This is a genomic window from Burkholderia sp. HI4860 (assembly GCF_002223045.2).
Lineage (GTDB): Bacteria > Pseudomonadota > Gammaproteobacteria > Burkholderiales > Burkholderiaceae > Burkholderia.
In genome coordinates this window covers 391,551-414,175 of record NZ_NKFO02000001.1, presented here as the reverse complement: position 1 = coordinate 414,175, position 22,625 = coordinate 391,551, and the positions used below count along the sequence as shown (strand labels likewise).

General features: G+C 58.8%; 12 protein-coding genes. 8 read left to right on the top strand and 4 right to left on the bottom strand.

Annotated elements, in window-relative coordinates; all coding sequences use genetic code 11:
- Nucleotides 1-4 precede the first annotated feature (4 nt).
- The 3 genes from istA (CFB34_RS01875) to CFB34_RS01865 all read right to left on the bottom strand — a co-directional run bounded on the left by istA (CFB34_RS01875) (nucleotide 5) and on the right by CFB34_RS01865 (nucleotide 5,458).
- The gene (istA, locus tag CFB34_RS01875; protein ID WP_027809980.1) at nucleotides 5-1,516 is read right to left on the bottom strand and encodes an IS21 family transposase; all 1,512 of its coding nucleotides are present in this window, start codon (nucleotides 1,514-1,516) and stop codon (nucleotides 5-7) included.
- Between the two features lie 176 nt (nucleotides 1,517-1,692).
- Nucleotides 1,693-2,601 (bottom strand): TniQ family protein, encoded by a 909-nt coding sequence (locus CFB34_RS01870; protein WP_089444695.1) that lies wholly within the window; start codon nucleotides 2,599-2,601, stop codon nucleotides 1,693-1,695.
- A gap of 1,495 nt (nucleotides 2,602-4,096) precedes the next feature.
- Nucleotides 4,097-5,458 carry a hypothetical protein gene (locus CFB34_RS01865; protein ID WP_143328739.1) on the bottom strand — a complete coding sequence of 454 codons (1,362 nt, stop codon included), beginning with the start codon at nucleotides 5,456-5,458 and terminating at the stop codon, nucleotides 4,097-4,099.
- A 786-nt stretch (nucleotides 5,459-6,244) separates the two neighbouring features.
- Here CFB34_RS01865 and CFB34_RS01860 point away from each other — a divergent pair.
- The 7 genes from CFB34_RS01860 (at nucleotide 6,245) to CFB34_RS01835 (ending at nucleotide 17,142) form a co-directional block, all read left to right on the top strand.
- Complete coding sequence (locus CFB34_RS01860; protein WP_311766477.1) at nucleotides 6,245-6,787, top strand: DUF6471 domain-containing protein; 543 nt, start codon at nucleotides 6,245-6,247, stop codon at nucleotides 6,785-6,787.
- A gap of 620 nt (nucleotides 6,788-7,407) precedes the next feature.
- Nucleotides 7,408-7,608, top strand: coding sequence for a BPSL0761 family protein (locus CFB34_RS39165; protein WP_089444691.1), 201 nt, complete (start codon nucleotides 7,408-7,410; stop codon nucleotides 7,606-7,608).
- 474 nt (nucleotides 7,609-8,082) lie between these two features.
- On the top strand, nucleotides 8,083-9,480 hold the full coding sequence (locus tag CFB34_RS01855; RefSeq protein ID WP_179243817.1) for a competence protein CoiA family protein: 1,398 nt from the start codon (nucleotides 8,083-8,085) through the stop codon (nucleotides 9,478-9,480).
- Between the two features lie 240 nt (nucleotides 9,481-9,720).
- Nucleotides 9,721-12,534 carry a type VI secretion system tip protein VgrG gene (locus tag CFB34_RS01850; protein WP_089444689.1) on the top strand — a complete coding sequence of 938 codons (2,814 nt, stop codon included), beginning with the start codon at nucleotides 9,721-9,723 and terminating at the stop codon, nucleotides 12,532-12,534.
- Entirely contained in the window at nucleotides 12,531-14,117 is a 1,587-nt protein-coding gene (locus CFB34_RS01845) for a hypothetical protein (protein ID WP_089444688.1), read from the top strand. Before CFB34_RS01850 ends, CFB34_RS01845 begins: the two co-directional genes overlap by 4 nt.
- A 15-nt stretch (nucleotides 14,118-14,132) precedes the next feature.
- The gene (locus CFB34_RS01840; RefSeq protein WP_089444687.1) at nucleotides 14,133-15,143 is read left to right on the top strand and encodes a PoNe immunity protein domain-containing protein; all 1,011 of its coding nucleotides are present in this window, start codon (nucleotides 14,133-14,135) and stop codon (nucleotides 15,141-15,143) included.
- Between the two features lie 124 nt (nucleotides 15,144-15,267).
- Nucleotides 15,268-17,142, top strand: a complete 1,875-nt coding sequence (locus CFB34_RS01835; RefSeq protein ID WP_179243818.1) for a peptidoglycan-binding domain-containing protein — start codon at nucleotides 15,268-15,270, stop codon at nucleotides 17,140-17,142.
- A 118-nt stretch (nucleotides 17,143-17,260) separates the two neighbouring features.
- On the opposite strand, the gene CFB34_RS01830 is transcribed toward CFB34_RS01835, so the two are convergent.
- Nucleotides 17,261-20,641 (bottom strand): hypothetical protein, encoded by a 3,381-nt coding sequence (locus CFB34_RS01830; RefSeq protein ID WP_089444685.1) that lies wholly within the window; start codon nucleotides 20,639-20,641, stop codon nucleotides 17,261-17,263.
- 424 nt (nucleotides 20,642-21,065) lie between these two features.
- On the opposite strand from CFB34_RS01830, the gene istA (CFB34_RS01825) reads away from it, so the two are divergent.
- Nucleotides 21,066-22,622 (top strand): IS21-like element IS408 family transposase, encoded by a 1,557-nt coding sequence (gene istA / locus CFB34_RS01825; RefSeq protein WP_011875599.1) that lies wholly within the window; start codon nucleotides 21,066-21,068, stop codon nucleotides 22,620-22,622.
- Nucleotides 22,623-22,625: the final 3 nt, after the last annotated feature.

Sequence of the window (22,625 nt, the reverse complement as noted above, 5' to 3'; positions counted from 1 at the left end):
GGTGTCAGTGGATCAGCAGGGATTGGAGATCACGGCCGAAGCGGCCGCCGTTCTGGTAAGCGCCAGTCGGGGCCGACGCGGGACGCGGCACCGGTTCGCTGTCCAGGCCTTTGTCGAGGATGCCCTTGATGGTGCTGTACTTCGCGCTGCTGAACGCGAGCGCACGCTCGCAGGCTGCTTCCAGCCTCTGATCGCCGACTTTCTGTCGCAGCCGGATGATCCCCTGCGCGCCGCGCAGGTTGACGAGCACCTTGTCGTTGAACAGCGCGAGGATCACGCCGTGGCACGACGGCCCGATCTCCTTCGCGCGCGCCAGACACCACTGCGGATCGTGCTCGAGCCAGGCCTGCGCTTCGGGCGGCTGGTGATCTCGCACCGTGTGGCGACCGCCGGCCCGCTGCCGCGGATGGGTTGCGACGAGTTCATGCCGATGGAACAGCTGGATGACCGTATCGGTCGCCTTCAGCCAGAGCGACTTGCCGACGAGCGTGAACGGTGCAGAGTACAGCGCGTGCTTGTAGACGACGTGGCCGTCGCGATGGACCGCCACCTCCTTCCAGACCGACAGTACCGGCGGCACGTCCGGCAATGCAGCGAGCAACGGGCGCTCGACGCCGAAGCGCGTCAGCGGCCGTTCGTGGACGGTGCCGTGGATACGAGTGCCGGCCTGCTGCATCACCCATTCGCGCAGTTGCCGGTTGGCGTCGGCCAGATCCCGGAACTCGCGCAGCGGCACGAAGGACTTCTTGACGTATTTGACGCCCGATTCGACGACGCCCTTCTTCTGGGGATCGTGCGGCGGACAGGCGTCGATCCGGAATCCATATCCCTCGGCAAGCGCGGCGTACGAGCGTTGCACCGCCGGCTCGTATCGACACGCCCGGATGATCGCGCACTTCGCGTTATCGATGATGACCCGGTCGGGACAGCCGCCGAACCATTCGAAGGCGCGCCGGTGGCTGGCGAGCCACGTCTCGACGGTCTGGTCCAGCACGATCTCGGCATACTGGTGGCGCGACCAGCACAACGTCATCACGAAGATCCACGTCCGGACCGCAATGCCCTCGACCGTCAGCACGGGTCCCGCGCCGAAGTCGACCTGCGCGGCGTCGGCCGGTGCGAAGTCGAGGATCGTTGTGGTGGCCACGCTGCGCTCGGCAGCCAGATGGCGCAGCATGCGCTTCACGGCACAATAGCTGCCGGCGTAGCCATGATTGCGTTGAAGGGCGGCATGGATCGTGGTGCCCTGAACGCCGGCGGCAAGCCATTCGCGGACCTGTTCGCGATATGGCTCAACCGTCGACACACAGGTGTGCGGCAGGTGCGGCGTGCGCCCGAAGACACCCGCGATCGTAGCGTCGTCCGGCAGCGGCTGCACCGGATCCAGCCAACTACGCGCTTCAGCCTCGCGGCGCACGGTCGTCAGCTTCTTGCGCCCCATCAAACCGCCGCGCGCGATGTCGCGGTCAGAATCGCCTTGCCGCATGCGGACAAGGACTTGGCGGTATTCAAACAATTCGAACCTCCTGTTGGCCATGGACGCTCCGTTCAAAAAGAACGGAGCGTACCGACTCGGAAAGTTCGAACCGCGTTCTCGCCCTGATGCTGCTGGCGCCTATGCGCCGCCCCTAACGTGGCGCCATTACGCCGCCCTTGGACTGGCGCCTATGTGCCGCCCCTCAAGTGGCGCCCTTATGCCGACCCCGCATTGGCTCCATAGCGCCGCCCCGTGACAGTCAGCGGCCCGTCGGACGTTTTTATTCCAATGGCCCGCTTTAACGTATATGCGCTGAAGTCGAGCGACGAACATAATTCCGGTCCAAGGCGGATTTCTAAATACTCTGTTGCTCGTCGGCTGTAGTCACGTAATCCGGCGTCGATGTTTCGCTGCAGTTGCGCTCGAATGACTGGGGCGGCATTCTCCGTGAATATCGATGTGTCGATTCGACCTCTAAGTACGTCATCTGCCATCTTCGAAATAGCAATGGCAGCGGCTATGCTCTCGCTGTTCGCCAATGAGGCGATTTGTCTGAGCGGTTTCCCGCACAAACAATCGGGCCTGGGAAACCAGGTTCGATGTGCTCGTCGATGCCCCAGTTCGCAATGTTGACAGAAGGTGAACAGCGGTTCGGCATGCGTTGGACAGTAGAATATGGATGGCATGAGATGCGCGCGATGCCAGATTGCGAAGCCGTGCAGCTCGAGGTCCGACTCGACGCAGCTGAGGCAGATGCCGAGGCGGCCTCGAAGAGGTAATCGGTTCATTCCGATGAGGCGATGTGCCGAAGTATCTTGTCCGCTTCGGTGATGTAGCAGCAGTCGCTTTTTGTTTGCTCGATTGAGGAACGCGCTATAGAGCGGGTATCTGGTGTGTTTCATGACTATGCGCTCCCAGTCCGGCAGTAGGCTCGGGAACAGAGCCGAAATGTCTTCAATGCGAGATGGATGCAAGAACGCTGGTCGGTGCGCTTGTTTCCCGAGCAGGGACATCAGACCACGATGATTGTCAACATTGCTCAATTCGCACTGCCTCACAACGAAACCTGTGAAGTCTTCCTCTTCTTTGATACTAGATGCTGCCAGTACAGTTACCTTTTTCATCTACCTTTTCTGCTCTCGTTTTCGTCGACCATGCGTCCAGTTTTTCAGTGTTTCCTGCCGAAGTCGCGCAACGCGTGCTACGTACCACTCCTGAGACTTGGCCGGGGCTCCATGGTCGGCAGCCCATCGAATGCGTTGGGAGATGTACTCATCTCGAGTTTGCGTGAATGCCTCTAAGACCGATGCCGGTAGCAAAGAATTGAGCGCGTACTCACTGATGCCCAACATCGAGCGCAGTCGGTAGCGGCTCCGCCGAGTTGGCGGACAGGCACGAGAATCGAGGTGGTCCGCTGCTCTAATGGCTGCATGGCAGAGTACGGTCAGCAACACCTCCGACCGACGTTGTCTCGGCGCCATATGGCCAGACTTCAGCTGCGGTTTTCGGTAGTTCGACCGTGCAGGAATATCACGACGCAATTTCATGAGCCTCTCTGGCGTCGGTGGGTAGGGCGTGGGGGGTATTGAAAGGAGGGGGCCTTTGCGGTACGCCGGCTCGCACGCGCAGACATCTCGGCTCACACTCCGCCGGTGTAGTCCTGGGCTGGATAGTGCGTCAGGTATCGTGTCTGGCTGTTCCGTCCGGGGTTTTCCATCGGGCTCCGGGGCGAGCACGCTTTGCGTGCGACGGCATTCGCAATACTCGGCGAACCAGGCGAACAAGATGCACCAGACCGTATGCAAGGCATGGTCGTCGCGCATCAACGCACGGAGCGCAACCCCTACGTGTCCGTCGCTCGATACCAACGCCTCGAGCCGGCGGTCGTCGAAACGGTTACGGAAAAACGATATGAATGTCTCGACAAGTTCCGTAATCCGTACGCGGCCGTTTTCGTTTAGCCATTGGGATTGACGCAGGCTGGAGATGACGGCGGCTTTGCTGTAACGGGAGATGGAATTCGAATTCTCGACGCACAACGTTGACCGGATAGCAAATTCGACAGTGTCTCGAAACTGACGCCGCGTGCTGTGTAGCCGGCAAAGTTCGTCAAGCAACAACTCCTGTCCAGCTGTGGGCCGCATCTCGCAAAAGTGGAGCGGGCAAGTATGGACAAAAGGAGCAGCGTTGCGGCGATGGGCGAAGGTGTATCCGTATTGCTCGAGTGCTTCTTCTGCGCACTCTGGGCACATCAGACGCGGTCCGTTTGACGGCGCAAGCATAACGGGAAGGCGTGCGAGACGAATCGGTCCCGAGCATTGCGACCAAAGTCGAGCGCGTTGCATCGCGTGCTTTTCCGGTGGCAGGCCGAGGAGCCCGTACTGAAGTAGCGTGTGCCTCTCCTCCAACACTTTTCTGTCTCCAAAGAGATGCCCTATACGGGTGTAAAAAGTGTCTAGTCGGCTCGGCATATCATCGAGGCCTGCACCTCGGGCTAGCAGTTGCCTACTCATCGCTCTCAGGGAGCAGTCGTTGCGAAAATCTGCGAGCCGACTTAGCAACGAATTTACAGTTTCGCCGTCGGGAAACGGCGTCACGAGCACGAGCGAATCACGCGGTTCATGCATATTCCACTCCCAGTCGTGCAGGCCGGTGGCGTACGTCCAATAGTTCGGCAATGTCGTTAAATGGGAGATAGTCGACGTGCTGCAGGAGGTCCTTTCGCTGCAAGAACTTGGACTTGTTGTCGTACTCTTCGATGAAACTGCGGGGGGCCGTCAAAATTCGAAGCCGAAGCTTGAACGCCTCCACGACGACATCGCGCGATGGGCCGCCATTTATCAGCAGACTGGGCTCCCAGGCTAAACGCTCGTGGAGCGCGCGAAAGCCGTCGACCAGCCAGTCGACTCGGCCGAGACAGATTTCCCATGTCCAGGACGGCAGGTTGCACGGCATCTCAAGCATCGGAGGCAGAAGTCCGGCTGACCAAAGCCATTGATTGTGTTGATGCCAGAGTCCGCGCTTGCTCGCGCCTGCAGCGGGGCGTGCGAGTGGCTCGAATACCAGCATTCGACCTCGAAGCACGTTTTCGACCTTGCTCCCGAGTTTTTCGGCCCCATTCAGAAATGCGTCGCTGCAGGAGAGCAGCACGGGGATATTGGCATAGCTCTGGAGGTCACCGAGGAACGCGAGGATGTCGCGGAGTTCTCCTCCGAGGCTCTCTGCCAGGGCACCATCGACGACAAGCATTCCAACGTTCAGTAGTACGGACGCTGCAATTAAAGCGGACGGAGCATTCCTTCCACGCACTCGTTTCAGAATCGGTCCTGTGTCGGCAGGGTCTTTGAGTTCGGACACCAACCGGTCTCGAAATTGCTCGAGCAATCCTTTCAGGGTTCCGCACGTAGGCCACCGCAAGACCACGATGGGAAAATACCAGACCGCGTTGATGTCATTTAACGACGGGCCCTCGACACGAAATGGCTCGCCGAACAGATTTCGAAGTCGCTGTATGTATGTTGTACGGCATTGATGCACGCTACCGGCCAAGATGTAGCTGACGCCTGTAAGGGTCTCCAAACTCTCGCGGCTTGGCACAGGTCCACGCCCTTGCAATGCCTCTTTGAAGGAGTAGAAATAGCGGCGATACCGCGGGTTATGAATGTCTCTGCTACGCATGCAGTCGACGTAGGACGCTACGAGGCTAACCGTGAACCGTAACGCCTCTTCGGTCGGCAGGTATCCCTTATCGAAATCAACCAAGGCTTGTACCTTGGCCTCAGGACTAGCCTTCCATAGCTCTGGGTCGTTGCGCACGAGCCTGTTCCGCAACCGCTCTTTTACGGCTGTTTTGCTCGGCGCGTGGACGAACTCCGGCAATTCCGACGTTTGGTTGTAGTAGGACTCAAGGCTGCTTGCAGATGCTACGACTAGTCCGCGGCGCACGACTGGCTGCCACGCGGACGCTTGTTGGATTTCCATGTCACCGTCCGTCAGCTGTAGTAGCTCGCGGTGGCGCGCGTCTTGAAGGCCTGTAGGTATGAGGCGCCGGTTGGTGACGGCAGACATTGCGTCGGGCGCAGGGGAAGCAATGCGCGTACGTGGTGGGACGGGAGAAGGGCCGTCGCGCCGATTGAATGGGTAGTCATCGAAGTCTCACAGTTCGGTAATCAAAGCGCAATGCGCCTCCTGCCGACGAATAATCGAACGGGCAGGAGTTGACATGGCGAACCCGGTGTGAGACCATTCGCGCGCGAAAGCGTTGGGGGCCTCTAGGGGTTCACCATCGGGCGGAGGCTTGGGCTGCAACCCAAAGCCTCCGTTTTCATTTGAAGGGCTATCTGTGCGCTAAATCGTCGTCGCCTCCGTGCGAACGTCGGTGAGTCGTCGACCGATGCCTGGGGGCGCCAGTCGCTTGACAAATGTGGTTTTCTCGGTATAATCCGACCTGATATCATGCGGCACTATTTTTCGCTCCGCAAGTGCGATGGTGTGTCTCCGCTTTTCCCTTCTTGTTTTCACTCCCCCCTCAGCTTTTGTTTTTGCGGCGTTGCGCTCGCTTGCTAATAAGCTTTGGCGTGCCATGCGCAGGCAGGTTTTCTCGTGGGCACTTGCGGGCAACGTGTGTCCAGCAGCACCTAGGGCGTCCCTCTCACAGTACAATCTCCCCGACGATGGCCTTCCTGGTTGCTACTGGCTCAAGATGTATTGGGCGCAGCAGCTTTGGTTTTAATCGGCGATTTTTACTGTCATTTTAGTTTAGTTCGCGTGCCCGAAGAAGCAAGGAGTCTTGTGAGCGAAGCAGACACCCCCTGGACCGGTTTGGCCTCGCGTGTCGTGCGCGCCGTGCTTGCGCGGAAGGGGGTGAGCTATGCAGAACTTGCTTGTGCGTTGACGTCCGTGGGCGTAAAGGAAAGTGAGAGGTCGCTCGCGTCACGAGTATCGAGAGGGAGGATTAAGCTCGGGCTCCTTCTGCAGATACTTTCCGTGACTCGCGCCAAGATGCCTCGGCTTTGGCTCGAACCTGCGTCGTTCCCGGGGACCTGGGAGGATAGAGCTAGAGCGGTTATCGAAGCTGAGTTGTCTCGGCACCCAACAGTTACAGTCGAGGAACTGGCGCAGAGAATGGTTCGCCTCGGTGCGGACCTGACTGAACGGACACTCGCTTCCCATCTTCTAGACGGAACAGTATCGCTCCCCGAGTTTCTCCAGTGTGTGGTTGCACTGGGCAGTTCAAGTATGGAGCGTTTCATCGACTACGAAGACCTCGTTGCGGCGGTTGAGGCGCCACCTGCCTCGCCGCTCGCGTGAGCGGCAGCCGACCTTTCGCCTTGTCATTTCCGGCTGTTCAGCTAGAATAAAAACAGCGATTTTTATGTCTGTTTTTGAGGGGGCACGCGCCCCATCGCGGGCCGAAAGACGACACCCGGTCTCGCCGGCATTGCCACGGTTGGTGCAAGGATTTGCCGAGCGTGGCGTGCGGGACGGAGTGCACGTGTTTCCATACGAGCAGTTCGCAAACACGCGAAGTCACTTCCGGCACACATCTGGTGTGGCGCCCCGCAACCGCGACCGTTCGAACGACATCAAACGCGCCGGGAGGGGTTGAGCCATGGCACTTTGGAAGATTGGTCCCGTAGCCGCCGAACCCGAGGTTTCCATTGTCAGGTGGAGGGTTCTCGAAATCGATGGCGGGACACGGCACTTTGTCGGAGCGGATGAACGTGACTTCAGTGGCCGCGTGAGTTCTCCGATTGTCGCGTTCGACCATCGCACATTGCGAGGCAAGACGCAGTCGGGGCGCGTCTATCAACTCGTTGGCCAACCCGGACGGTCGGATAACGCTGACTATGTTTGGCAATGTTGGTGTGAGGGGGCCGGGGTGGAGTCAATCTCGGACGTCACCAACGAGTTCCTGGCCGGGGTGGTAGATGACAACTGCGGATGAGCGAACAAACGCGGTGATTTCGACGCGCGAGTTTCTGCAGATGCTTGTCGCTGCTGATAGCGCAGCATCCAGTGAAGTGCGAGCGTTGGCGCTTCGTTTGCTTCGGCACTACCCCCTCAATGTTGATATCGCGACATCTGCTGCAGCGCTGCCAGGAATCTGGGCCCAGCCGGTCCGCGGTTGACATATAGATTATTTAATATGGACTGCAAAACGGATGGGATGAAAGGGCGTCGAGATGGGCGTGGGTGATGTGCCAGGCGATTTCTCGAGCGACACTGTGACCACTGTCGTTCCCGGCGCACCGCCGAAGGTTTGTACCCAGTATTCGCATGTAATCGCGGAAGTCTTCGCCGTCCCCGCAGCTGCCGTCGGCCGACCCGTTGCACGTCAGACGCCGGCCCTCAATCCTGCGGCTCGGGTGGTGCGCGTGCTTTGCGGCGCAGGTCATCGTCGTCCATGTCAGCGATGTCGTCAATCTCATACGCGGCGAGAAATTCACGCTCGCAAACAACCCGAAATCGAAAGAGTTTCCGCCGGTACTGATAGGAACGCGACCAGGATGACAAGGTTGGAACCACGTTCGAACGCGGTGAACCCCTGTCGTGTTGTTATAGTAGCCACTCCTGCTTTGCGCTCTTGCTCGATGAAAGCCGGTTTGACCATCCCATTTGCTGTGAGCCCGTTGGGGCGTCTTGTCGCTGCACGCGACCTGCCGAAGCATGCGAAAGGGCCGTTTCGCTGTGCCGCCTGCCGAAGCCCGGTGATTCTGAAGCAAGGTGAAGTGAAAGCTTGGTATTTTTCGCACCGGCCGGGTTCGGATTGTGCGAAGGGTTTTGAAACGGCACTTCACATGCTGGCTAAACAGATTCTGCTCGAGCATCGGCATCTATGCGCGCCGGCACTGGTCTGCCTGGATGAGGGGGCGCTCGAGGAAGGCATCATGGTGTGCGATGAGCACGTCATCCACTGGGCTGCGGCGGGTGAGGCTGAGAAGTGGATGGACGGCATTCGGCCGGACTTCGTGGCCGAATGCGGGGACCAGCTGCTAATTGTCGAAGTCGTCGTGACCCACGAGCCCGACGGCAACAAGCTCGCGCAGCTCGACCGCCTCGCGATTCCCGCCCTCGAAATCGACCTGTCGGACGTCGCACGCGATGTCACCATCGACGCGCTCACGCGTCGCATCGTCGACACGGTTGCAGGTAAGCGATGGCTTTTCTACCCCGGTTGGGCCGAAGCCCGGGCCGTATTCGACGCACGGCGCCGTGAAGAAGAAGCACGGCTCGAGGAGGATGGCGCTGAGATTGCGGCTGAATACGCACGGGAGCGGGCCTTGGCCAGACGTGAGCGCGCCGCGGCCGCGGCGCAGCGGGACGCCGCCCGGCGAAAGATTGAGCGGGCGAACAAGCTCTTTCGCCAAGCACCGGACGCAGGCAAGACGGAGTTCCTCGCCGGGAAGCTCGGTCTGGCTGAGCAGGATTGGCCGCTGCTGTTTGGTAGCAAGGTGCGCTGGGCATCCGCCGTGAAGGCGCATGCGCGGATTTGGCAGGCCGATGTCTTCCGAAGGTTTATCTATCGCCAACGGGGCAAGCGCACCGCGTCCGAACTGACGGTTGAATGCGTCGCAGAATGGCTGACCCAGCGCTACGACGTGTTGCCGTCCGCGTCGAGGTCACTCCCGGTCGCCGTGTGGGACTTTATGTCCTTGCTTGCAAAGCACGGCTATCTCCGCCGGAATTCTGGCCAGGAATTCGAGATTTTGAAAGACGTGCTTCCTGAGCAGGAGCGACTAGCGCCAACACATCCGCAGAGTCCAGCTGCTTTAGCGACTCGAGGGTTGTTCTGGTCGCGCAGCCTTGGCGACGAAATGCAAATCTATCTTGCCGCGGAACAAGCCGGCGTGCGGCCGGACGCTGCGATGCAAAGCTTGATGGCGCGGGTGTATTTGGACAGCGTGGCGGAATACGCGCACAGGGTTTCGGTCGCATTGCGGTTGTCGCTTGAGCAGACGGTCGAGTTTCTCGTGGCGGCCGGATTCTTCGTGCAAATCTGACCTCGTTACTGGCCGGAGGAGCAGAAACGGGCAAGGACTTATGAGCCATTGAATTACCGCGCCCGCAGCCACCAATGGTTCGCTCCCGCCTCAATTATTTAAAAAATGTGCGCAATTTCAGCAGATTGTTGCTGCCTCTGTTTGTCGGAAGCTTGGTTCATATCTCTTATATTGTGCACATAGGGTCTTCCCCGTATGATTTCGCTCGGCTCTGAGAGAAGCCGATACAAGGAAAATCAAATGGGAGCGCAGGACCTTATCGCGTTAATGAATTCGGGGTTACTCCAGTCGGACCGGATTGTGAAGCTGGATACCCTTGCCGGGCCGAATGTGCTGCTACCGCATATCGTGGTGGGTACTGCTCACTTGGGGCGCAATTACGAGTACACGCTCGACGTGGTTTCCCTGCTGGATTCGCTCGAGCTGAAATCACTCATTGCGCAACCAGTCACACTCTGGCTTCAGCAAACCGACAAGACCTACCGACCACAACACGGCTACGTACATACCGCACGACGTCTCGGCGCTGACGGACGACTTACAAGTCTGCAGCTGATTTTCTCGTCCTGGCTTCATTTCCTGAAGTTCCGTAAGGACGCTCGCATATTCCAGGACCAGACGGTCGAGGCCATTCTCGAAACAGTCTTTCAAGGGCATCCGCAGGCAATCGGTGCTTACAGAATCGACGTGCAGAAGCCCTCGCCAGTTCGCTCGTTCTGCGTTCAGTATGAGGACGACTGGAACTTCGTGCATCGGCTGATGGAATCGGAAGGCTGGTTCTACTATTTTGAGCACGCCGACGATGGTAAGTCGCATACCCTCGTAATCACGGACGACCTGTATTCGCTCAAGCCGCTTGAGCAGGAGCATGTCCGGTTTTATCGTGCCGGCGTCACGCGCCAGCCCGACGCGCTCGTGCACTGGTCGGGCACGCGGAGCTTGCAGAGCACATCGTATTCGACGAGTACGTTCGACTATAAGAACCCCGAGGCGCGCAAGGAAAAGTCATTCCCTACCGTCGCGAATCAGGGCAACCTGCCGCAGCAGGCCGAGGTCTACGAGTACACCGGACCGTACACGTACCTGGAGGATGACCGCGGCGACCAGCTTACGAAGCTCAAGCTGGAGGAATGGGAGTCGCGCGCGAAGCGATTCTACGGCGTAGGCAGCGCACCAAGCATTGACGTGGGACACTGGTTTAGCTTGTTGGACCATCCAGAGCATGACCGGGATAGTGCAGAGGACCGCAAGTTCGTCGTGGTCGAAACAACTTGGTACATCCGCAACAATCTGCCGGTCGGCGAAAGTCGCCCCTATCCGCATAGCCTGGACGCGCGTTTTGCCGAAGTTCGCGATACCCACAAGGGGGCAGCGTCGGCATTCACGGTCAAGGACGTCATGGGAAGCGAAGGCTTCTTCCTCGTCGAGGTCGAAGCTCAGCGTCAGAAGGTGCCGTTTCGCAGCCCGTTCGAGCACCAGAAGCCTGTCATGCATCTGCAGACGGCGACCGTCGTAGGGCCTGGGAATGAAGAGGTCTACACCGATTCACTGAACCGCATCCTGGTACGCATGCACTGGGACCGGCGTGACGGCACTGCGTCGACCTGCTGGGTCCGGGTTGCTTTTTCCGACACCGGCGGCGGGTATGGCAGCGTACACGTGCCTCGCGTAGGGGAAGAAGTGACCATCGACTGGGTCGGTGGGGACTGTGACAGGCCGATTGCCACGGGGCGCGTTTACAACGGCGCCACGCAGCCGCGCTGGCACACGAATGGCATCCTTTCCGGCTACCGCTCGAAGGAATACGGCGGCCAGGGCTACAACCAGCTCGTAATGGACGATGCAACCGCGCAGAACCGGCTGCAACTGTTCTCCTCGCAAGCCAGCTCGATGCTTCACCTGGGATACCTCATTGCCCAGGACGGCAACATCCGCGGCAGTTATCTTGGCAGCGGCTTCGACCTGCGCACCGATGCCTACGGCGCCATTCGCGCCAACCTTGGGCTCTTCCTGACGACGCACTCCAGCTCAGGTGTCGCGCAGCAGCTTGAGGTGCGTGAAGCCCGGCAGCAACTTGACGGCGCGCACAATCTCATCGAGTCGCTGTCCGAGGCCAGCATCATGCACCAGGCCGAGGGCCTGAAGGCCGGCCAGGACGCGCTCCAGTCCTTCAACGACGCCACCACGGACCGCGTCGAAGGTCAGTCGAACGGCGGCCGCACGGCAGGGGGAGGAACGGGCGCGGCCAACGCCTTCAAGAAGCCCGTTCTGCTCGTGTCGAGCCCTGCGGGCATTGGCCTCTCGACACAGCAGTCGGCACACCTGGGCGCCGACGAGCAGGTCAACCTGGTCAGCGGCCAGAGCACGCATCTGGTCGCGGGCAAGTCGCTCATTGCGAGCGTAGCCCAGCGCATCAGCCTGTTCGTGCAGAACGCCGGGATGAAGCTGTTCGCTGCAAAGGGCAAGGTCGAGATTCAGGCGCACTCGGACAACATCGAAGTGACGGCACAGAAGACGGTGAAGGTCGTGTCCGCCACCGAGAAGGTTGAGGTTGCAGCCAGCCAGGGCATCCTGCTGACCTCGGGCGGAGCGTACATCCGCCTCCAGGACGGGAACATCGAAATTCATGCGCCTGGCAAGATTGACGTCAAGGGCGCACAGCATTCGTTCAATGGCCCGACGAGCGGCACGTACGACCTGCCCGCGCTGCCCAAGGGCGACCTGCATAGCAAGCTCGAGCTGAACCTCACAGACAACAACCTGAAATCGGTACCCAACGCGCCCTACAAGGTGGTGTTTGAAAACGGCACGACGATGGCTGGCAAGCTGGACGGCAATGGTCACGCGGTCCTCCGTGACGTGCCAGACGGGACTGCCAAGGTCTTCTTCGGTGAGGATGCGCGCCCATTCACGCCGCAGCCTGTTCCCGCACCCAAGGAACTTACGCAGCCCGATGTTCTCAAGGAACTGCATGCTGCCGGGCACGAGGGTATTACGGACGAAAATCTCTATAGCCTGTTCAACAAATTTTCTGGCCGGCCGGACGTGAAATGAACGAAAGCGACCAACAAGCAATAGAAGACGCGGTCAAAGAGATTGGCTGGTCGATGGCAGCCAATGCTGTCCCGATGTTCTACGTCGCGCAGAACGTTTACGACACCACGGAGAGCGTCTGGACCGTATGGAACGCACGCGAAAGTGCGGACGAGATGACGAAAATCGAGGCCGGCATCGACCTGGTGTTTGCCGTCGTAGGCTGGGTCCCGGTCGTCGGCGCCGGCGTCAAGCGTACGTTTCGTCTCGTCAACCACAAGTCGGAAATCTATGGCCCGCTGCTGTTCGACATTCTGCGTCTGGTGCTCCAGCAAGCGCACATCCAGACCAGCCCGGATGCGTTGATTGACAAGCTGTTCGATGCCACCGGCGTCAAGAAGTACCTGACCGAGGCGCGCGAACACATCCAGAAGTCCTGGCTGTATCGCGAGATGCCGTCCGCAATGCAGGTCACATTCATGCAGGCGCTGACCTTCGTCGAAACGAACCTGCCGTACTGGCTTGCGCAGTTCGTCCAGCGCAAGCTGCTCCACTGGCGCAAGAAGCAGCCGAACTCGTCGGCTGTCAGCACGCTGGAGGAGCATCGGACCACCGAAAAGCCCGGCGCCAAGGGCGAAGAGGCCAAGGCGGGTCACGACCGTCCGGTCCCGACGCCCTCGCGAGGCGTGGTGAACGCCAAGCTCGCGGTAACTGATATCACAACGAGTATCACCGGCATCCTGGGCGAGCACATCGGCGACTACTACTGCTATGAGAAGCTCAAGTGGGGCAACGGCTGGAAGGACCACGACAAGGGTCCGAGTGGCAAATGGAGTGAGAAACCGGGCCTTCGGGTCATGGGCAAGCTCAACGATAAGGGCAAGCTGAACAAGCTGTTCGACCCCAATGCCCGCGGTCGCGGTATTGACGGCGTTTGGCGTGCCGCACCGTTCAGCAACCAGACGAAGGATTTCGCTATCGTCGAAATCAAGGCATCGACGACGACACGAAAGCTGAAGGACCCAAACGCCAAGCATAGTATTGCCGGCAAACTCGGAACCGTGAAGGAAGCCGTTCGGCCGCCTGCAAACGACCTTCTCGAGCCACCTGAGGATGCCGGCCCAACCGTACCCGCCAAGGGAGGCGGCAAGCAAGGGGGCGGGGGAGGAAAGCCTCCCCCCGGCGGAGGCAAGCCAACTGCTGGAGGTGGGGCTGGAGAGGTCCCGGCTCATGGCGAGCAAAAGTCCCCGACCACATCGCCGCAAACCAGCTCCGGCTCAACAACTGATGCTGGCGGGAAAGACACAGCCAAGGGCGACAAATCTGTCGATAGGGTTCAAATGAGCACCGCCTGGATTGAGCGGAATCTTCCTCAGGCCGTACCCGAATCATTGGTTTCGTCAATCTTAAGGGCTGGGTATTCCCGACACATTCTGTACGTTCCTTTCTACCTTCCTTCAGCAGCGCAGCACGTTGAAGCATTGGCTGTGGGGGACGAACACGGACATACGGACCACGACCTTCCCTTCACCCACCATTACAAGGAAGGGGAAGTGGCTGAAGCTGTCAAGCTCAAAGCCAGCAGGCTAAAATCGCGGAAGTAACTTGAGAGAGTGGACATGAGCGACGATTTTGATTCTAAGCGGCGACAGCGTTTCCTGGGCGAGGACTACTTCAAGTGGCTGATGGCGTCGTTGAGTGACGACGTTACATACTGGTCGGAAAATACGGCACCCACTGGCGAAACCGAAACCGAGCGTAAAGCGACAACGGCACTGTACCTCTCATCGTACCGTTATCGTCGTTTCTTGCTGATGTACACGGGGGGCGTGGATATTGGGCTATTGCGTGTCGAACTCGACTCAGTCGTCGATGCGTTCGAGCAATACACCAAAGCTAAGCGCATTTATGAGGCGGACGCAGAGCAGCCCCCGCGGGCATTTAGTGTTATCGGTGATTATGAGGCCGTCATGCAGCTTATTGGTTGCTGCTATCTCATGCATCGACGTGACCTGCTGCCCAGAATCGTTGAGATGTTTGACCCAGCCTATCGTGGGCAGGACACGCTGTATGAGGACCTCTTGTCGTATGAGTTCAAGGGCCGCGTCGACGTAGATAGTTGGTTCCACGATGTACCGTATCGTCCGCTCGTTTTTTCCTTTTATCGCGGGACGAAAGATGAGTGTGTCCGCGACATCAGCGAATATCTTGAGGCGTGGTACCCGGGTATGGCCGGCGCTCCCTGGCACGACGGCCACCTCGAAGCCCAGAAGAATGGCAAAGGGGCGTATGTCGGCTACTGGGCGATAGAAGCTGCCGCCGCCGCATACTTGCTGAAGCTGGATGACAGCTCTTTCCGCGACCATCTGCTGTACCCGAAGGACCTTGCTGACTTTGCGCGCAACTTCGAAGCAGAGAAGGTCAGCGCACCTGCACTACAGGACAGCGCAACGAAAACGGTGCGTACCGGCCAAGTCTGTCCTGAAACCGGTATCTGGAAGGCACAGGGCTATCACGTGCCTGGCGTGCTGGTGCAGCAGGGCGAGCGCATGCCCGAGGTGTTCGCGCCTGATAAGACTGGTGCTTACCGTATGCAGTCCGCTCTCTGGGAATTCGAACGAAAAGCATAGGTGCTCTTGGCTGGCGCTACTGAAGATGTACGTCAGCCGCTCAAGTTGCTGTCGGATTTGCCGATACGCCAGATGGAATGCTGCCGAGTTGGGCAGCAGCAATAGCGGACCAGGAATAAACGACGTGGAACTGAGCCATCAAGGGCACGGCCTACTGAAAAATCTTCGGCATCTCTTTGTCGGCAATCATGCTCGAGAAGAAGACGTAGTACCCACGGACGAGTCTACTGCACGCTACCTCGCGACTGCGTTCGTTGTCTGGCGATTCGAGCACGACGTCACGACGACTACGTCGAAAGGTAATGCCGCAATATCCGGCGCACACTTCGGTTATAACTCCGCGGACTTCCAGAATCACCTGCGGATGTTGTGCGAGAAGGCCGTACGTAACCGCGACATTCGCGTTCCGTTCATGCAGCGCATCGATGTCGCCGGCGCGAACGGACTCGAGTTATCGGCAGCAGTCCACCCTGTGCACGATTTCGGCTCTTACTCCGTGTTTCGACAATGCGGGAGTTGCAGCGGTAGCGGCAGAGTGTCGTGTGGAGGCTGCTCGGGCAGAGGACGGAACAGCTGTTCCAGCTGCGGCGGTATCGGCTCGAAGAATAGAACGGTCACGCATACCCGATGGAACGGCAACCGTAACGAGACTTACACGCAAACAGTTCGCGAAACTTGCGGCTTCTGTATTGGCAGTGGACGTGTTGTTTGCGCGCGTTGTGGCGGCTCCGGTAAGCAGACATGCGGTGCATGCGCGGGACATGGATTCTTCACCGACGTTGCTCGTGTTCAAGCGTTGGCACGTCCGTCATGGCACGTGCCGTGCCACCGCGGACTGGCTGCCGATGCGCTTGTGCGAACCCTTGAGCGAGGAGGACCGACCGGTGCCCGGAGATTGGTCCCGTTCGAGCTGACCGGTACGGAATACAACGACAATGACAACTGGGTCGCGTGCTATGAAGGCACTGCCGACGTTGTCGAACTCAGCCTCAACGTTGTGCAGAAACCGTACAAAGTAGCCGCTGTCGGCAGCAACATCGTCCCTATCGTGACGCCTCCGGTATTTGACCAACTGCTGCGTGCCGAGTTAGAGCAGATTGCGTCATTGAGCAATACTAAGCGGGGACGCTCGAAAGTCCGGCGGCAAGCAAAGAAGCTCTTCTCATCACTATGTGAGTTGCCGGTCCTGGACCGCTCGATACGCGCACTGGCGAAGCTCGACAAGCAGGCCCGAGCGAATCCCGAGCATGCGGTCACCCGCGCGGCGGAGGGTTTCATCACGAAGGAGGCAGCGGAGTCGATTGGCGGAGCGTTTCTCCACGTACTTGACAAGATTTCGCCGCCAAATTCGCGGGCGGCTTGGGCCCTGGTTGCTGCATTCCCTGCATTCGCGGGTTTTGTCTTTACGGCCGACATTTTCGCCAACTTTTCGATAGCGAATCCGTGGAGTGCAGTCCTGCCGCTGGCATTCGCTGTCATCGCTACTACGCTGGCCATGTTGTTCGTGTCACCAGTAGGCTGGATGTTCAGCGCCGCGACAAGCTCGCTTCTGCGCCGCAAGGTGCCAGCCGAATACCGACAGCGCGGGCGTAACTGGGCACCTTTGAAAGGTGCGTGCCTGTTTTCCGCAGCTGCAGCATTTGTCGGCGCGCTGTATGGAGCGGCCGGTACTATGCACTGGGTACCCACGGTCCGGGAGGCTGCGACGCCGGCGATTGCGTATGCTATGACGCATACCGCTACCGATTCGCAAACCCACCTTCTACTCGCAAAATTTTCGACTCCTGTTACGGCGGGAGCGGCTACTGCAACACGGACCGAAGCGGATGTCCGTCGTGCGATTCAACATCAATTGATTGCACGTGGATACCTGCGTGGGCAGGCGGATGGAAGCATCGGACCGCGCACGGTCGCTGCAATAGCACGCTACGAGCGGCACGAACATCTGAGCTCCGCAACGTCGATGCAGGACCTCATGGCGTACATGGAGCGGCATTAGCGAATGGCTCTTGAAATCCTCTATCGATATCCGCTCAATTGGCCTTTGACACAAAATGGGAAGACGGCGCGGTTGGACGTAATCAGCTCGGCGACATCTCGTGTATGTGTGCTTGGACCTAGTAGGTGCAGTCGATGACAAAAGGCGTTATCGTGGTAGTGCCAATAGATGCTGCGCTGCAGGCTGCAGTCACGGCTTCGACGCAGGCGTCGAATGTCTCGTCCGGGATGAGCTTTCGCGTTTCCTTATTTCTGTGGTCGTCCTTAGTCCATCTATCACACATGAACCACATGACGAGATAGATGCCCGATGTGGCGTTGTATGCCTTCATGTAATTGTCGCGCAATTGAGACGCAGGAGCTGTTATCAAGTCTGCGTTCCAGCAACCTTTGACCTCAATCACAAGGTGGAGCGCGTTCCGAGGCTTTCCGCTCGTCGTGGTGGGAGACAGTTCGATGAGGATATCTGTTCGTTCGCCCATCCCTTTCGGATTGTGCGACCTCACCTGAACCTCACGATTTACAATAGTGCCTTTGTGCGAAAGGCGGTCTCGCAGTTCGCTGCTAAGCCAATCGCAAATCCGAGGCTCATGTTTGGGGCGTTGAGATATTTCGTCCCACAGGTGATAAACGGCGGGTAGCGCCGCATTCGCCGAAATTTTTCCGGCAATCCTTCGAAGTTCGTCGACAACGGCGTCATGAAGCTCAGCTTCGGTTCGAATTACGCGACCAGCCGCGATGCCCAGAACGGCGGCAACCTCGGGCACCTCATAGGGAAGCCAAGAGTCACGGGCAGCCTTCTGCTCCGCCTCATGTACCATTCGTGCAATCCAGGGTAGCTGCGGATGCCGTGCAGAGATTCTCTCGAGCGCCGAAATACTTGCTGTGTCCGCACGGTCACGCAAGTTGACAATGCAACAGGTTCTGAAATCTTGAATATGGTGGCGAGCAGTAACGATGCCGTTAGTCTTGATATCAGTGGATGTAGGATATCGCTGCTCGAGAATCTCGAAGAACTGCTCAGTCACCTCCGCGTTAATACGTAGCAGAGGTACATCCTGACCGGCCACAATGATTTGCATTTCGGCCGCCAACTGCGTCATAGCTTCCGGAAGTGCTCGCAGTCTATCCCAGATATGCTCAATCAGTTGGTCGGCAGCATGCTTAGCAAGCAGCGCCATCAACTTGACAGACGGGGCGGCCGCCAGGTCTGTCGATGATTGGACGCGTCGAAGCAGACTCTCGATTGCATGTCGGCTATTTCGTTCAATGAGGAACGAGGCGAGTGTTCGAAAGCCCTGCTCACTTTGAATACCGGGAAGCATTGCTTCAAGTTTGTGAAGAAGTGGCTCGGGCATGAAGCACACAGCAAAATCAGGCAAACGCGGCAGGCCGCTACCGGACAAATATTGCTCACAAGTTTCCGATAGCACCGATAGCACAGACGCTTCTGCTCGCCCGAACGCCTGCCGGAGGAGTTCATTCACAATCGGGCGTGGCTGCTCCTCCGGTAGGTATCGCGCAAGACCGCGAACCCACTTCACGACTAGTTCACCGAACTCATCAGAGTTGCCGTAGTCAGTCGAGTGCAGAAACACGAGCGCTGCGATGCCGGCGTCTTCGAAGTTGTTTGTTTCGTTTGAGGCGAGGGAGGTTGCGGGCCCCGTGTCGTGCAGGTATGAGAATGCGATGTGAGCCAACCGTGACTGAATTCCGGCGTCAAGCGTTGGCCACAGAGGTGATTTCATTACTTCTAGGTAGGGAAAGAGATAGTACTCGAAATCATCTTCATAACGGAGGTACGCTAGGATGTTGACCCACTGCCTCGAGTCCCCGCACTCGGCCCGCGTCAAAGCGGCCAACAGGAGGTCTACGGACCTCTGATTGTTGGTGTTTGGCTTCGGCGGCATACTGTGCTCGAGTCTTAATGCCAGTGATTTCCTCAGGTTGTCTGCACTCGGGGAGTCTAGCAATACTGGCTCGACGTGTTCGGCAGCGACTTCGGCTAGCAGAGGGTCCGGACTTTCCGCATTCGGTCCCGCTACGTTGAGCAACCACTCGCGGACAACACTGTTGTCAAAGACGTACCACAGGAGGAGGTTTGCAAGAATTTTCTTCTTAGTTCCGTTGCTCGCCTCTCGCTGGTACGCCTCCATCAAGTACTGGGCATCTGTATCCGTGAGCAAACTCGTTCCGTAGCGCAACTGGCCGGCTGCGATACGTGGGTCCCCGTCAGCTGCGTTTAGGATTGAATCTAGCAGGTGCAGTCGCCATGCAGGATTCGTCTGGAGCTCGAGGCCGTTGTCGAAGCCGCGCTTATCCCGGGATGTTGAAAGTCTATGGTTGTTTGAAATCGCCAGCCAAGTAACTTTCCCGAAAGCACTCCACCCTTCATCAAACGATAGAACAGCGGATGCTGTCTTGCCGAACATGTGGACTACAAAGTCCTCCCATGGAGCGTCCAAATGCTCTTTGCGGAGCTGTGTCTCCAACCAAGATAGGAGCGGTGCTACGTCCGGAGGCTGAAGGTCCGCGTTCTCCAGGCGACGCAGACCTAGCGCGTACATTCCCGTGAAGTTCAAGCGTTGCTCCTTGGTGAGATAGCCAATGATGTCGCACACGGGCACCTCAGAGTCCAGAGCGCAAAGCAATGCGATACCTCTCAATTCGTCGTCGGCGTCTTCGGGGTGGGCTCCTTTCATTAAAGTCAGCAGCGCGCTTTTCAATGCTAGCGACCCGGCAGCATGCACGGCACTTGCAGCGCTCTGGCGCACCTCATAGTTATCCGACGGGTCCATGGCAATGTCGAGGAGTGCCGGGATGTCGTCAACCAATCCGCACGTTTGTGCGACGTCAGATGCGAACTGACGTAGGGCGCTGACGCGTGAACGGTCAGCAAGTATGTGGTGCAGTTTTTCGCGCAAAGCTGGATGACGTAGCTTGCTGTATGCGCGGATTAGTCTGCTGTCGTATATGGGGAACTTGTGCTGCTCGACAAGAGTTGTCAGTTCGTCGAAGACAGCAGCAATGTCCTCTTCATCTGCGAGCGACACGCTGCTGTCAAATACCATGGAAGGTTCGGCATGAAGCACTAACGCGAGCACTTGCGGGTTGGCATGACCCAGCCAAGCGGAAAGCTCCATGAGCTGTGATACCAGCTGTCCCGAGCCGTCTGCCAGACTGAGAAGAGTCATGATTCGTTTGGCCGGGAGTCCAAGCGACGAGATGAAATGAGCGGTGAGAAATTCGGCGTATGTCCTGTGTGCGAAGACGAACGTGCCGTCCGCCTTCACTGCAAATAGCCCGGACTGTAGCGTTTCCGCGTACTGCTCAGTTGACGCGTACCAGTCGCCCCCGCTGGAAGCAAGCGGAAGCTCCAGTAATCGGGCAACGTCCAAACACAACGCGCCTTCCGGCGCGAAATCACCTGTGCTGTCCAGCACAATGTCTGTGTGATTTGTTAGCAACGCATGTGTCGCTAGCAGGCCGGCTAGTTGCATTCGAGACTGCACATTCGAAAGCGAGAGACTTCGACCGTCCACGCGGCGCTTGTTACTTTCTTTAAGAAGGGCCGCGCACCCTCGCTCATATAGCTCCCATCTATTAGAGGCGAATGTGGAGCCTTCTTCGAACTGCGACATCAAGAATCTGAGTCCCAACTGCGTATTCCGGCGAACGTGATCACGCATTTCGGCGGATCGTGATCATGGATTCCGAATGATCGTGATCACCCGTTTCGGTTGATCGTGATCGCTGATCACAGGTTTCCGAAACGCGTGATCACGATGCCGGAATGAGCGATCACGGGACCGAAACGGGTGATCACGTAACCGGAACGTAATCCGGGTTTGAGTCTGGCGGTGGCGTTGCGCATGTATTCACCGACGGCGTTAGCCTGCTCCCTTTTTTGCGGGAGAAGTGCCGATGCCGACACCTCGGATGAGCATGCGCAAATTGAAGGAAGTCCTGCGACTAAAGTGGGCGTGTGGCCTGACGCATCGGCAGATCAGCCGGGCTATCGGCATCAGCGTCGGTGCCGTCTCGAAGTTCGCGGCCCAAGCCAGCCAGGCGGGACTCGATTGGGCGGCAGCCGAAGCAATGTCCGACGACGAACTGGACGCGCGCCTGAGGCCTGCGGCAACCAATGCCGCGGCGACGACGACGCGACGCATCGAGCCCGACTACACGGCATTGCATCGCGAGCTGCGCCGCAAGGGCGTGACGCTGCAACTGCTGTGGGAAGAATACGCTGAAGCGAACCCCGGCCAGCGGACGTACCGCTACACGCAGTTCTGCCAGAAGTACAAGGACTGGGCGAAGTCGATCAAGCGCTCGATGCGTCAGCAGCACCGCGCCGGCGAGAAGCTGTTCGCGGACTTCGCGGGTCCCACCGTGCCGGTCCTGGCGAGCGATGGCGGCGTCGAGTTCGAGGCGCACGTGTTCGTTGCCGTGCTCGGCGCATCCAACTACACGTTCGCGTGCGCGACGCGCACCGAGACGATGGCGGACTGGATCGGCAGCCTGTGCGATGCGCTAGAGTTCATTGGCGGCGTGCCCGAGCTGCTCGTGCCCGACAACCCGAAGGCGCTGATCGCGCGACCCGACCGTTACGAACCCGGACTCGGCACGACCACGCAGGACTTCGTGAACCACTACGGCACCGCGATGCTGCCGGCGCGTCCGCGCAAACCGCAGGACAAGGCCAAGGTCGAAGTCGGCGTGCAGATCGTCGAGCGCTGGGTGCTGGCCCGACTGCGCCACTATCGCTTCTACAGTCTGGCTGAACTCAACAAGGCGATTGCAGAACTGATCGCCGACCTAAACCAGCGCCCGTTCAAGCGGCTCGAAGGCAACCGGCGTGAATGGTTCGAACGGCTGGACCAACCCGTCCTGCGCCCGTTGCCCGTGCGTCGCTACGAGATCGCCACCTTCCAGAAGTGCCGTGTGAACATCGATTACCACGTCGATGTCGGCGGCCACTATTACAGCGTCCCGCATAGCCTCGCACGGCAGGAGGTCTGGGCGCGTATCACACGCCACGGCGTAGAGATCCTGCATGGCGGCAAGCGTGTCGCTGCGCACGCTCGCTCGCGCCTCAAAGGCAAACACACGACCATCGCCGAACACATGCCGGCTGCGCATCGCGCGCACATGGAATGGACGCCTGGGCGCCTGCTCAACTGGGGCGCATCCGTCGGCCCCGGCGCCGAGGCTGTCGTGCGGCATCTGCTGACCAACAAACCTCACCCCGAGATGGGCTATCGCGCCTGTCTCGGTCTTCTCTCGCTCGCGCGCAAGTACGGCAAACACCGCCTCGAGGCCGCATGCCAGCGTGCATTGAAGATCGGCTCGCCCACGCGTCGCTCCGTGCTGTCAATCCTGGAAGCGGGACTTGACCTGCAGCCCTCGCTCCCGACCACGCCCGCCGAATGGCGCTCGCCCGAGCACGAGAACGTGCGCGGCCCCGACTACTACCACTGACCC

Bases quoted from the DNA above. Each gene is read 5' to 3' on its own strand.
- CFB34_RS01870 (WP_089444695.1), bottom strand. From the start codon at position 2,601: ATGAAAAAGGTAACTGTACTGGCAGCATCTAGTATCAAAGAAGAGGAA.
- CFB34_RS01865 (WP_143328739.1), bottom strand. From the start codon at position 5,458: ATGGAAATCCAACAAGCGTCCGCGTGGCAGCCAGTCGTGCGCCGCGGA.
- CFB34_RS39165 (WP_089444691.1), top strand. From the start codon at position 7,408: ATGACAACTGCGGATGAGCGAACAAACGCGGTGATTTCGACGCGCGAG.
- CFB34_RS01850 (WP_089444689.1), top strand. From the start codon at position 9,721: ATGGGAGCGCAGGACCTTATCGCGTTAATGAATTCGGGGTTACTCCAG.
- CFB34_RS01845 (WP_089444688.1), top strand. From the start codon at position 12,531: ATGAACGAAAGCGACCAACAAGCAATAGAAGACGCGGTCAAAGAGATT.
- CFB34_RS01840 (WP_089444687.1), top strand. From the start codon at position 14,133: ATGAGCGACGATTTTGATTCTAAGCGGCGACAGCGTTTCCTGGGCGAG.
- CFB34_RS01830 (WP_089444685.1), bottom strand. From the start codon at position 20,641: ATGCAACTAGCCGGCCTGCTAGCGACACATGCGTTGCTAACAAATCAC.
- istA (WP_011875599.1), top strand. From the start codon at position 21,066: ATGCCGACACCTCGGATGAGCATGCGCAAATTGAAGGAAGTCCTGCGA.